Source organism: Paenibacillus sp. FSL M7-1455, assembly GCF_038004655.1.
In the GTDB taxonomy this organism is placed as follows: Bacteria; Bacillota; Bacilli; order Paenibacillales; family Paenibacillaceae; genus Paenibacillus_AQ; species Paenibacillus_AQ cookii.
The window spans coordinates 1,696,060-1,708,796 of record NZ_JBBORO010000001.1; the positions used below are offsets into that span (position 1 = coordinate 1,696,060).

10 protein-coding genes are annotated in these 12,737 nt (G+C 55.1%); 6 read left to right on the forward strand and 4 right to left on the reverse strand.

Features of this window, described 5'->3' with window-relative positions:
* Nucleotides 1–48: 48 nt before the first annotated feature.
* Together NYE48_RS07805 and NYE48_RS07810 are read right to left on the reverse strand one after the other, a co-directional pair.
* A complete protein-coding gene (locus tag NYE48_RS07805; RefSeq protein ID WP_340997889.1) occupies nucleotides 49–1,011 on the reverse strand; it encodes a carbohydrate ABC transporter permease in 963 nt (320 codons plus the stop codon).
* A 15-nt stretch (nucleotides 1,012–1,026) separates the two neighbouring features.
* Nucleotides 1,027–1,968, reverse strand: coding sequence for an ABC transporter permease (locus NYE48_RS07810; protein ID WP_246537063.1), 942 nt, complete (start codon nucleotides 1,966–1,968; stop codon nucleotides 1,027–1,029).
* A 240-nt stretch (nucleotides 1,969–2,208) separates the two neighbouring features.
* On the opposite strand from NYE48_RS07810, the gene NYE48_RS07815 reads away from it, so the two are divergent.
* Together NYE48_RS07815 and NYE48_RS07820 are read left to right on the forward strand one after the other, a co-directional pair.
* Nucleotides 2,209–3,981 (forward strand): sensor histidine kinase, encoded by a 1,773-nt coding sequence (locus NYE48_RS07815; protein ID WP_340997892.1) that lies wholly within the window; start codon nucleotides 2,209–2,211, stop codon nucleotides 3,979–3,981.
* A complete protein-coding gene (locus tag NYE48_RS07820; protein ID WP_340997894.1) occupies nucleotides 3,974–5,575 on the forward strand; it encodes a response regulator transcription factor in 1,602 nt (533 codons plus the stop codon). The genes NYE48_RS07815 and NYE48_RS07820 overlap by 8 nt, the downstream gene beginning before the upstream one ends.
* On the opposite strand, the gene NYE48_RS07825 is transcribed toward NYE48_RS07820, so the two are convergent.
* Nucleotides 5,572–5,784, reverse strand: a complete 213-nt coding sequence (locus tag NYE48_RS07825; protein ID WP_036706539.1) for a DUF2905 domain-containing protein — start codon at nucleotides 5,782–5,784, stop codon at nucleotides 5,572–5,574. The genes NYE48_RS07820 and NYE48_RS07825 overlap by 4 nt on opposite strands.
* A 135-nt stretch (nucleotides 5,785–5,919) precedes the next feature.
* On the opposite strand from NYE48_RS07825, the gene NYE48_RS07830 reads away from it, so the two are divergent.
* From NYE48_RS07830 to NYE48_RS07850, 4 genes are all read left to right on the forward strand, one after another.
* Nucleotides 5,920–6,819: a LysR family transcriptional regulator gene (locus NYE48_RS07830; RefSeq protein ID WP_212951335.1), complete on the forward strand. Its 900-nt coding sequence runs from the start codon at nucleotides 5,920–5,922 to the stop codon at nucleotides 6,817–6,819.
* A 206-nt stretch (nucleotides 6,820–7,025) separates the two neighbouring features.
* Complete coding sequence (locus NYE48_RS07835; protein WP_340997896.1) at nucleotides 7,026–8,162, forward strand: 5-methyltetrahydropteroyltriglutamate--homocysteine S-methyltransferase; 1,137 nt, start codon at nucleotides 7,026–7,028, stop codon at nucleotides 8,160–8,162.
* A gap of 211 nt (nucleotides 8,163–8,373) precedes the next feature.
* The gene (locus NYE48_RS07840) at nucleotides 8,374–9,606 is read left to right on the forward strand and encodes an MFS transporter (protein ID WP_340997898.1); all 1,233 of its coding nucleotides are present in this window, start codon (nucleotides 8,374–8,376) and stop codon (nucleotides 9,604–9,606) included.
* A 360-nt stretch (nucleotides 9,607–9,966) separates the two neighbouring features.
* Complete coding sequence (locus NYE48_RS07850) at nucleotides 9,967–11,649, forward strand: FAD-dependent oxidoreductase (protein ID WP_340997900.1); 1,683 nt, start codon at nucleotides 9,967–9,969, stop codon at nucleotides 11,647–11,649.
* Nucleotides 11,650–11,702: 53 nt separating this feature from the next.
* Here NYE48_RS07850 and NYE48_RS07855 read toward each other — a convergent pair whose 3' ends face one another.
* Entirely contained in the window at nucleotides 11,703–12,581 is an 879-nt protein-coding gene (locus NYE48_RS07855; RefSeq protein ID WP_036706547.1) for a LysR family transcriptional regulator, read from the reverse strand.
* Nucleotides 12,582–12,737 lie beyond the last annotated feature (156 nt).

Consider the following 12,737-nt stretch of genomic DNA (forward strand, 5'->3'; position numbering starts at 1 on the left):
ATCCCCTTGTGATTTGGTAGTGGTGCAGCTTTAAAAACTATGTGATGACTATTCCTTCACAGAGCCAATCGTCAGCCCTTGCACGAAATAGCGCTGGAAGAACGGATACGCGAAAATGATCGGCAGCGTCGCAAGCACGACCATCGCCATGCGGGTGGTTTCCGCCGGCATGCTCTGGGCGATGGCCGAACGGTCCGTGCCGCTGCCGATCGCGGAGTTTTGCAAAATGAACTGGATGTTGGTTTCGATTTTCATGAGCAGCGACTGCAGCGGCAGCAGCTTGGCGTTGTCGATGTAAAGCAGGGCGTTGAACCAGTCGTTCCAATATCCGAGGGCCGCAAACAGGCCGATCGTGGCGAGTCCCGGCAGGGAGATCGGAAGGATCAGATACAAGAATACGCGAAATTCGCCCGCCCCGTCGATCTTTCCCGATTCGATGATGGCGTCGGGCACCATCGTTTTGAAAAAGGTCCTCATGATCAAAATCGAAAACGCGCTTACGCTCATCGGCAAAATGAGGGCCCAAATCGTGTCCTTCAGGTGAAGCACCTGGGAAACGACGATGTAGGAAGGGACGAGGCCGCCTCCGAACAACATCGTAAAAAACGCGATGAACGAAAAGAGGCCGCGGAACTTGAAATAAGGCCGTGAAATGGCATAAGCGTAAAGCGAGACGATCGCGACGGTCAGCAGCGTGCCGACGACCGTGATCAAAATCGTGACGCCGTAGGAGCGGAGCAGCTGGTCGCCCGTCTGGAAAATATACTGGTACGCCTGGAAGGACCATTTTTCGGGAAAAATGCTGTACCCGTTCAGCGCCAGCGTTTTTTCGTCCGTCAACGAGATGACCACGACGAACAGGAACGGATATACGCAGGCGAGGGAGAAAAGCCCGATGACCAGATGCGCCGCTGTGTTCCAAAACGGCGACAACCGGTGAAAATCCCGCGTTTTTTTTGCGCGTTTGTCCGGCCGGCTTGCAGGCTGCCGGGAGATCACGCTGTTTTCCATGCGGCATGCCTCCTTTTAGAACAAAGCCTGTTCCTTGTTGATTTTTCGAACGATAAAATTGGTTGCGATGACAAGCACGAATCCGACGACGGATTGGTACAAGCCTGCGGCGGTGCTCATGCCGATATCCCCGGTTACCTTCAGCCCGCGGTATACGAAGGTGTCGATGACGTTCGTGACCGGGTACAAGGCGCCGGTGTCGCGCGGAACCTGGTAAAACAGCCCGAAGTCCGCCCGGAAAATGCCGCCGATGGCGAGGATGAACATGATGACGATAATCGGGGTGATCATCGGGATCATGATTTTCCGGATTTGCTGCCATTTGCTTGCCCCGTCGATCATCGCCGCTTCGAAATAGGATTTGTCGATGCCGACGATGGCGGCCAAGTACACGACGCTTCCATAGCCGACGCCTTTCCACAGGTTGACGATGACGAGGATGTACGGCCAGTATTTCGTTTCGGAGTACCAGAATACCGGATCCGCTCCGAAAAACTTCAGCACCTGGTTCAGCACGCCTTTGTCGACGCTCAAGAAACTGAACACGAAATAACTGACGATGACCCACGAAAGAAAATGGGGAAGGAACATGCCCGTCTGGTAGATCTTCGCCATTTTTTTGCTGGCGATTTCGTTGACCAGGATGGCGACAAGCACCGAAAGCACCGTGCCCAGCACGATAAAAACGGCGTTGTACAGCAGGGTGTTCCGCACGATAATGAAAGCGTCTTCCGTTTTGAACAGATATTCAAAATTTTTAAACCCGACCCAGTCGCTGCGCAATATGCTCGCCAAAAATCCGTCGGTGTCGTACCTGTAATCCTTGAAGGCGATGACCGCGCCGGGCATGGGCAGGTAGCAAAAGAGAATGAACCATACCGTTCCCGGAAGCACCATAAGCAGCAAAGCTTTGTTGCGATTGAGCGTCCTGAGCCAGCGCATCGGCCCGTGTTCCATGAGAGCCCCTCCCGTCTGTGGTGTGTATGTTGATAATCCTAATCTACCGCAGCTGTAAGCGCTGTCTAAAGTGAAAAAAACAAACAAAAGATGCACAAACCAAAGAATAGTTCGGCGGGCATGGGCCGGCTCCGGGGAAATTATGGTAAGGTAATAGATGAAGCGGAAAAAGGAAACAACGCCTTGTTGAAAGCGCATACAAGATAGGGCGAAGCCTGTCGCAAAGGATGATTTTACGGCATGAAAAAGCTGGTTGATTTTTATAAAATACATTTCAGGAAAAAGCTGTTCAACAAAATCGTGTTCATCTATTCGATCATCACCGTGTTGTCGCTGGCCAGCCTGTCGGCCTTCGTTTACACGTATCAGCTGAACGTGCAGGCGAGCAAGGAGCTGGAATTGAACAACCGCATCCTGTCGAACATCGGCAAATATTTGGACATGCGGTACGCGACCTCCCAGCAAATCGTGCAGCAGATCTACCGCGACGAATCCGGGACGCTGCTCGAGGACGTGTATTCTTTCCTGCGCAGCGATTTTGCCGAATATTTGGACGACCGTCTCGAAAAATACGGCGATACCGGCGTCCGGAGGCGGGACATCATGTCCTACTTGCGCCTGCAGCTGAACAATTATCCCGACATCCGCATGATTGCGCTGTACAGCGAGAACAAAAAATTCATTCTGCTGCTTACCCGGGACAGCCAAAATTACTATGAGGCGAACGGGGACCTGCAGTCGGCCCTTAAGCGGTACGTCGTTTCCGACAAAAGCTTCACGACCGTCAGCAACATCAACAGCATGACCCGGCAGGAGAGCATCGGGAACCTGATCATCGATTACGATCTGAGCGGCATGTACGGGGATTACATGGTGGATTGGGGCGGCCTGAAGGGATACGTCGCGGTCGTCACGCCCGCAGGAGACGTTCTTTTCGATTCGTCCAGCCGTTATTACGGCAAAACGTATCCTTATCTGGCCAAGCTGTCGTCTTCATCCGACGTTCAGCATTTCGAAGAGCCCTCTTATACGAACGTCCAGGTTTCGAACCGGTTCGGCTATTACGTGGTCGGGGTCATCCCGAAGGCCGAAATCGCCAAAAGCCTGGTCGGGCTTCGGAACACGCTGTTTCTGGTGACGGGCATATGCATCGCGGCGGCGATGATTCTGACCCGGTTTACGATCGTCAACTTTTCGCGGCGGACCCGGGCGATCATGAAGGCGCTTGAAAAAGCGAGGAACGGGGATTTGTCGGTGCGCATTCCGGTGGAAAAGGAAGACGAGCTGTATGAAATATCCGACCGGTTTAATCATATGTGCGCGGATCTGGCGGAGTACATCGACCGGGTGTACGTGTCGGAGATCAAGCAGAAGCAGGCCGAGCTGGTGGCCTTTCAGGCGCAGATCAAACCGCATTTTCTGTACAACACGCTGGAAGCCATCCGCATGCGCGCCCTTTCGAAAAAAGCGGATGACGTCGGCGAGATGATCTATATTTTGTCCACGCTCTTCCGGTATTCGGTCAAACGGGATACGATCGTTGCGCTGGCCGACGAAATCGAATACTGCAGCTTGTATTTGGACCTGTTCCGCATCCGGTACGCGAACAATTTTACGTACGAAATCGACGTGGAGCCCGAGCTGATGAACATTCCCGTGCTGAAGCTGTCGATCCAGCCGCTCATTGAAAATTATATCGTCCATGGTTTGGTCATGTCCCGTTCGGACAACCGGATTTCGATCCAGGCGGAGCTTCGGGGGAGGGATCTGGTCATCGTCCTGAAGGACAACGGAAAGGGCATCGAACCGCAGAAGCGGGAAGAAATCAGGCGGCGCCTGCAAGGGGAATCCGCGGAGCGTTCGGCCTCCATCGGGCTGGTCAACACGCATGAACGGATCAAAATCTGCTTCGGTGACCGCTACGGGCTGGAGCTCTCGGACGAGAGCCGGCAGGGAACGGTCATCATCATGAAATTACCATCTGGGGAGCAAGGAGGACGATTGTATGCGTAGCGTGTTTATTGTGGATGATGAGCCGTTTATACTGGAAGGCTTGAATAACGTCGTCGAATGGGAGGAGCTGGGGACGACGCTGTGCGGCAAGGCATATGACGGCAAAGAGGCTTTCGAGCAGCTGCGGGAAACCGGGTGCGACATTCTGATCACCGACATCATGATGCGCGAGATGGACGGTTTGGAGCTGATCCGGCGGCTTAAGCCGCTGCATCCGCACATGAAATTCATCGTGCTGAGCGGCTACAACGAATTTAATTACGTGAAGGAAGGCATGAAGCTTGGCATCGAAAATTACCTGCTGAAGCCGGTCAACATGAAGGAGCTGGCGGAAACGATCCAGAGCACGGTCCAAAAAATGGACAACGCCGAGCGCCCGGCATATTGGAATGCGGAAGAGCTCGATATTTTGCGGGACAACGTCATGAACCGCTGGGCAACGGGACGGATCGACCCGGCCGAGTTGAAAAACCGGCTGGAATTTCTGGATATTCCGTCCGATCGGTCCTGCTATGCGGCCGCCGTCGTCCGGGAGATTGCCGAAATGGAGGAGCCTGCCGGCGCGACCCCTTGGTACAAGGCGGAGGCCGACAACCGCGAGGTGTATTTCCTTTGCAGGGAGATGACGGAAGGCGGCGGGTCCGGCATTTGTTTTTGCGATACGGAGGGCGACATCGTCATCGTCTATGCGGGGTCCGACCCGGAATCTTTGCAGGCCGGCAGCCTGGAGCGGCTGGAACAGATCCGGCACGCGCTGAAAGGACGGAAAATCGATGTCATGATGACGCTCGGGAGCATGGAATCGGGGTATTTGGGCATGCCGCAAAGCTACAGCCAGGCCAAACGGCTGCAGGAATATTTCCTGACCCACGAGGAAGGCGAAATCATAACGGCAAGCCGGATGTCCCCGCCGGACGAACCGCCCGCTTGGGCTGCGCTGGATACGCTGGAATACGAAAAACGGCTGCTTGCCAGAAACAAAACGGCCGTCGACGAATACATCGATCAGGCGTTTAACGTAAAAACAGCCGTGCCGGTGGCCCGCATCCACAACATGGCCGTCGAGCTGGTCCTGTGCACGAAGCAGGTCGTGAAGGAAAACAAGCTGAATTTCGAACTTGCCACGAGCGGTTACAAGCAGCTGTTCACGGCTTTGTTCAAAGCCCAGACGATCGCCCGGCTGGCCCAGCACGTCAAATTCATCGCCCATGCCGCCATCGATTATTTGTCGGTCGATGAGGATGAATTCAGCCCGGTCGTCAAGCAGGTGCTGCACCAGATCCGGACGAAATACGCCGAGGAAATGTCGCTCAAGACGCTTGGGCATGAATTTAACGTCCATCCGTTTTATTTGGGCCAGCTGTTCCAGAAGGAGACGGGCGTCAGCTTCAGCGATTACCTGAACTCGCACCGGATCAAGCAGGCCAAGGCGCTGCTGACGGATACCCCGATGAAGACGAGCGAAATTTCGAGGCGCGTCGGTTATTTGGAGCCCGGATATTTTTACAGGCAGTTCAAAAAATACGCGGGCGTATCGCCGACCGAATACCGCAACAGGGTCAAAATGTCGGCATGCCGCGACGAACAGGCTTAACGCCGGAACAGCATCATGATAAGCGACCCGATGACGCTGATGAGGATGCAGGTCACGATCGGAAAATAGAATTTGACGTTTCCCTTTTCATAGACGATGTCGCCCGGCAGGCGGCCGAGCGGAATCCAGCGCCCCACCAGCCACCAGATCAAACCGGCGGCGATCAGGACGATGCCAAGGATGATCAGGATTTTGGATGCACTAGGCATGACGGTTTCACCTCGCAAACTTCAATATCGGATACGGATATTTATGCTATAATTCTCACAAAACGGCCGCCGTCTATCGCGGGGAGCAACGGCCCGACTTTTTCTTATTGTATATCAAGGAAGGGATTATAATCCATGACACTGCAGCAGTTGAAATATGTCATCGAGGTCGCGAACCGGGGGTCCATGAACGAAGCCGCCAAACGGTTGTTCATCTCCCAGCCCAGCCTGTCCAATGCGATCAAGGAGCTGGAAACGGAGCTTCGGATCACCATTTTCGAACGGACCAACAAAGGAATTACGTTATCCAAGGAGGGGGCCGAGTTTCTCGGCTACGCCCGCCAGGTCATCGAGCAGGCCGAGCTTTTGGAAAGCCGGTATTTGAACGCCAAACCCGCGCCGCAGCATTTTTCCGTCTCCACGCAGCATTATGCCTTTGCGGTGAACGCGTTCGTCCATCTGGTCCGCGAATACGGGCAGGAGGAATACGAGCTCGCGCTCCGGGAAACCAAAACCCATGAAATCATCCAGGACGTCAAAACCCAGCGCAGCGAAATCGGCATTTTGTACCTGAACGAGTTCAACAGCAAGGTCATCAACCGCCTTTTGAAAGACGCGAACTTGAAATTTACGAGCTTGTTCACGGCCAAACCGCATATTTTCATCAGCATCCACAACCCGCTCGCCAAGCAGTCGATCGTCACGATCGACCAATTGGAGGCCTATCCTTATTTGTCGTTTGAGCAGGGGGAGTACAACTCGTTCCATTTTTCGGAGGAAATACTGAGCACCCTGTCGCATCCGAAAAGCATCCGCGTCAACGATCGGGCGACCCTTTTCAATTTGCTGATCGGGCTGAACGGCTACACGATTTCGACCGGCGTGCTGAGCGCGGATTTGAACGGGAACGAAATCATCCCGGTTCCGCTGGACTGCCAGGAATCGATCAACGTGGGCTGGATTTGCCACCAGAACGCTGCCTTGTCCAAGCTGGCATTGGCGTATATCGACGCTCTCCATGAAGCTATCAAGTAAGGTGGGGCTGCAATCTTCCGCTCGTGCGGGCGGTTGGTTCGGCCCGATCCGGTCGGGTTTTAGCGGAATTGCTCGGCGGGTATTTTTCTTGCTATAGCCTAAGACTATAACCAGATATAGTTTATTGGAGTTACTTTATAACGTGAGCATTGTGCTATCTTTTTTTAAAAGCCATTCATTCGAATCGGATAAAGGGGATAGGACAAATGAGCATCATCGAACATCAAGCCAAGCAACGAAACAAAACTCCGTTCAGACACGACATCGTAGGCAGCTTTCTTCGCCCGGAAGCGCTGAAAGCCGCGAGAAGAAAATTCCAAAACGGCGAGATTACGGCCGAGCAGCTGAAAAAGGTCGAAGACGAGGAAATCGTCAAGCTGGTCGCCAAACAGAAGGAGGTCGGCCTGAAAGCCGTGACCGACGGGGAATTCAGACGTTCCTGGTGGCATCTGGACTTCATGTGGGGGCTGGACGGCGTCGAGAAAGCGGAAGTCGAAAAAGGCTACCGGTTCCAAGGTGAGGAAACAAGAGCGGAAACCGCGCGTCTGACCGGGAAAATCGGTTTTTCAGACCATCCGTTCGTGGAACATTTCAAGTTCCTGAAAAGCGTTGCCGGCGACGACGTCGTTGCGCGCCAGGCGATTCCGGCACCGGCCCAGTTCCTTGCCGAACTGCAGCGTCCCGAAAACATCTGGGGCACCGAAGCGGTCTACGCCAGCCGGGACGAGCTCATTGCGGATATCGCGCAGGCCTATCGGGCGGCCGTTTTGGCATTTTACGAAGCGGGCTGCCGCAGCCTGCAATTGGACGATTGCACGTGGGGAATGCTGTGCGACCAAAATTACTGGAAAACGCGGCATGCGGCGGGGGAAGACGTGTCGCAAATCGCCGAAACGTACGCCCGCCTGAACGAAGCGGCCATCCGCGATCTGCCGGAGGACCTGGTCGTCACGACGCATGTCTGCCGCGGAAATTACCACTCCACGTGGGCTTCCTCGGGGGGATACGAACCGGTAGCGGAGAAGCTGTTCGGCATCGGGAACATCGACGCGTTTTACCTTGAATTCGATACGGAACGCGCAGGGGATTTTTCGCCGCTGCGTTTCCTAAAAGGCCAGCAGGTCGTGCTGGGACTCCATTCTTCCAAAACCGGCGAGCTTGAAGACAAAGAACAGATCGTCAGCCGGATCAAGGAAGCGACGCAATACGTCGATCTGGAGCATATTTGCCTCAGCCCGCAGTGCGGATTCGCTTCGACGGAGGAAGGCAACATCCTGACCGAAGAGCAGCAGTGGAAAAAACTCGCGTTCATCAAAGAAATCGCCGACGAGATTTGGAAATAATAGAGCGCAAATCCTTAGGTTTTGCCTTCAGCCATCCGGCTGAGGGCTCTTTTTTTGCTTCCATGGCAAAGCGACGCCTTTAGCCCTGATCTTGGAAGAACGGGGCTTTTTGCCGTTTATGCAGGAAAGCCGTATTTAAGGATTGACCCTTACCTTGGAGGAGGCCTCATGATGGAATCCTAAAGACCGAAAAGGAAAGGAGTCCAACCCGATGTTATCTTCATTCAAACGGTTTCGCCACCGCTTTATCCGGATTATCCTGATCTCGAATTTGTTTTCGCAGATCGGAATCTGGGTGCGGAATTTCGCGATATTGCTGTACGTCATGGACAAGACGGAAGGAAATGCGCTTTACGTTTCGCTCGTCTCGGTTGCCGAATATGCGCCGATGTTTATTTTCTCTTTTATAGGCGGCGTGTTCGCCGACCGGTGGAAACCCCGGAAAACGCTGGTTTGGTGTGATTTTCTCAGTGCGGCATCGGTAGGGATCGTTTGGCTGGCTCTGTTGAGCGGGCTCTGGGAAGCGGTGCTGCTGACGACGTTGATTTCGTCCGTGCTTTCCCAGTTTTCGCAGCCGGCGGGGATGAAATGGTTTAAAATCCACGTCCCGGACGAACTGGCCCAGCCGGCGATGTCCCTGTTGCAGACCTTGTTCGCCGTCTTTATGGTGTTAGGCCCGGTCCTTGGAACGGGCGTTTATCAAACGTTCGGGATTCAAGCGGCCATCGGCATGACGGGGATCTCCTTCCTGATGTCGGCCGCTGTGCTGCTGTTCCTCCCGCCGGACAGCCCCGGCAGCGGGCAGGAAGCGGCAGCTTCGCTTTCCGTGATTCGGGACATGAAGGCAGGGATTCGATATGTTGCCGGCCGAAAAACGCTGCTGCTGCTCAGCCTTTGTTTTCTGCTCGTTGGACTCGGCGTCGGGTTGATCTCTCCGCTTAGCGTCTTTGTCGTCACGGAGAAGCTGGCCCTTCCGGCGTCGGATTTGAAATGGCTCTCCATTCCTTACGGCCTGGGGGAGATCGTCGGCGGCATCGTCACGTTCGCCGTTGCGAGCCGAATTGCGCCGAGCAGGCTGCTGGTGCTGGGACTGCTGGTCAATGCCGCCGGCATGATCCTGACGGGCCTGTCGGGCATGTTATGGCTTGCCATGCTCGCCCAATTGGTCATCGCGCTGCTGCAGCCGGCGATTTTTATCGGCAACCAGACGCTGGTGATGCAGCATACCGAAGCCGAATATATCGGCAGGGTCACCGGAATCCGCACGCCGCTGATGACGGGGGCGATGCTGCTCATGATGGGGCTGGCGGGCGTTTTGAAAAACATGTTTCCGCTTGAATGGATATACGGATTCGCCGGCTTGTGTCTGGCGGCCGGTTGTTTGGCCGTGCTTCCGCTTCTCCGTATCCACGGCGATGCGGGCGGCACCGAAGAGGCGGTATAGTCCTTTCCGGCAGCCGGCGCATTTATCGATCTGGAGCATATTTGCCTCGGCCTGCCGTGCGGATTCGTTTCGACGGAGGATGGCAACCTCCCGACCGAAGAGCAGCAATGGGAAGAAACTCGCGTTCATCCAAGAAATCGCCGACAAGATTTGGAAATAATATAGAAGGGCATCCGTATGTCTTGCCTTCAGCCGTCCGGCTGAGGGCACATTTTTTCGCTTCCATTGCCGGTCTGCTTCTGATATATTTACATTGTGACCATTAATTCACTAAATGTACACAAAGTAAAATAAAATCGCATGATCCACTACAACAAGCGACCTGCATAAATTTTGAAGCAACCAAAAAAGGGGATACGTATGGAGAAATGGGATGCGAGTTACGATGTGGTGGTTGTAGGTTCCGGAGCGGGCGGGTTGACCGCTGCCTTGACGGCACAATTGAAAGGGCTTACAGCGCTGGTGATCGAAAAAACGGATCAGTACGGCGGGTCGAGCTCTTTGTCGGGCGGCGCGATTTGGGTTCCGAACAACGTTTATCTCGAACGGGCAGGATTGAAGGATACGATGGAAAAAGCGGAGGCCTACATCGAAGCGACGGTCGGCGACAGGGTGCCGGCGGAGAGAAAACGCGCGTATTTGACCCGCGGGCCCGAAATGGTGAAATTTTTGCATGAGCATACGAACCATGTCCGGTTCGAATACATACCCGGCTATTCGGATTATTACCCCGAAGCGCCCGGCGGTTTTCCGCAAGGGAGATCGGTGGAGCCCGTCGTGTTCGACCTGAAAAAACTGGGGGAAGAGCGGAAACGCATCCGGCGCGCGAACCTGCCGACCTACGGCATGGTCATGAACGCGTACGAATTCCATAAAGTCAACATGATCACCCGAACGTGGATCGGCAAAAAAACGTCGCTGAAAATCGGCATGCGGCTGATGCGTTCGATATGTACCGGCTACCGCCCGGCGGCCTTGGGGGAAGCCTTGATCGGCCGTTTGCGGCTGTCGCTGATGGAAGCGAAAGGCGATCTATGGCTGTCGACCGCTTTTTCGGATTACGTGACGGAAGGAGGCCGCGTCACCGGCATTCATGCGGTCCGCGACGGCAAGCCGGTCCGGATCGAGGCCAAACATGGCGTCATCCTGGCTGCGGGCGGCTTTTCGCACAGCCAAGAGCTACGGGAAAAGTATTTGCCGCACCCGACGTCCGCGCAATGGACTTCGGCCGCCGAAGGCCAAACCGGCGACATTCTCGCCGCATCGCTTCGCCTGGGAGCCCGAATCGACTTGATGGATCGCGTCTGGGGAGCGCCGTCGGCGGTTCCGCCCGGGGAAAAGCCGTTTTTCCTCGTGGCCGACCGCGGCATTCCCAATATGATGATCGTGAACGGAGCCGGCGAGCGGTACGTCAATGAGGCGGTGCCCTATCATGAATTCGTCGATACGATGTACGCCCAAAACAAGCCTGAAGCGCCTACCACCCCGTCGTGGATGATTTTGGACCAGCAGGCGAAAAACCGCTACATTTTTCTCGGCTTGTTCCCGGGTCAGCCGTTCCCGAAACGCTGGCTGGAAAACGGGTTCGTGAAAAAAGGCAGCACCCCGGCCGAGCTTGCAGGGCAAATCGGCATCGATCCCGCCAGGCTCACGTCAACGTTCGAGCGCTTCAACCGCATGGCGCAAAAAGGCGAGGACGAAGACTTTCACCGCGGCCAAAGCGCCTACGACCGTTATTACGGCGACCCGACGCTCCCGAATCCGAGCCTGGCGCCGATCGCGAAAGCACCGTTTTATGCCGTTCCCGTGGTGCCGGGCGATATCGGAACCAAAGGCGGGCTGGTGACCGATGCATGCGCCCGCGTGCTCCAGGAGGACGGGACGCCGATCGGCGGATTGTTTGCGACAGGCAACTGCTCCGCCGCCGTTATGGGCGAAACGTATCCCGGTCCCGGCGCAACGCTCGGGCCTGCCATGACGTTCGGGTATGTGGCCGCGACCTATTTGGCGGAAACGAAACAAGTCAACCGGATGAAGCTGTAGTTTGAGCGAGCCTTGATCTTCAACGAAGATCGGGGCTTCCGGCCGTTCCTCCGCTATGATTTGAGGCGTTCCTCGGCAAGATGGATGAAAGCCTGCGCGGCATGGCCCAAATATTTATCCGCCCGGTAAATGATGCTCATTTCCCTGTACGGCGGATCATCATGGATGGGCAGGAACCGCAGCTTGGGGTCGCCGATGGCTTCAACCAAAGCAGGCGTCTGCACGGTGACCCCCATGTTCTCCCGGACAAACCGGAACAGCGAAGGGTTGGACGTCGTCTCCACGACGATGTTCAGGTTAAAACCGTGTTTCCGGCAGAATTGCTCGACGAGCTCCCTTCCCCAGAACCCTTTCGGATACATAATGACCGGCAGGCCGTTCAGCTCGTTCAAGGAGACCGAATCCCTGCCGGCGAACGGATGCTCTGCAGATACCACTACGCCGTACTCCTCCCGGGGCAGGCAGCGTAACACGAGCCGGTTGTCGTAAAGCGGCTTGAGCGAGATGCCGATGTCGATTTCCGCACGGAGTACGAGATCCGCCACATCGACGGCCGAGACGATTTTGAGCCGGACGTTCGGATACCGGTTGCGGAAATCGATGAACATCGGGGTCAGGCGGAAATCGAGCTCGGAAGGCAGCACCCCGACGCCGAGCGTACCGCCTTGGTGATGGTGAAGCTCGCCGATCTCCAGCTTGGCGTTCTGCAAATTTTGAAACATTCCCCGTGCGTGCTTGAGCAGGACGCCGCCCGCATCGGTCAACGCGATCCGTTTGCCGATCCGGTCGAACAGGGGCATGCCGATCTCTTCCTCCAGCGCTTTGATCTGCAGGCTTAGATTCGGCTGGGAGATGCCCACCTTATCCGCGGCCTTCGTAAAATGCAGCTCCTCGCAAACGGCCATAAAATACTCCAACTGTCTCAGTTCCATATATCCACTGCACTCCGATCCTCAACCAAAATGTTTTCCGCCTGAAGGCGGCGGTTTCTTCGTATCATTTGTATAACAAATTATTATTATAACTTCAATATAATTGATAAATGATTCTTCTCCAAGTAAGATGTGTTCAAATCGATCTGCAAGGAG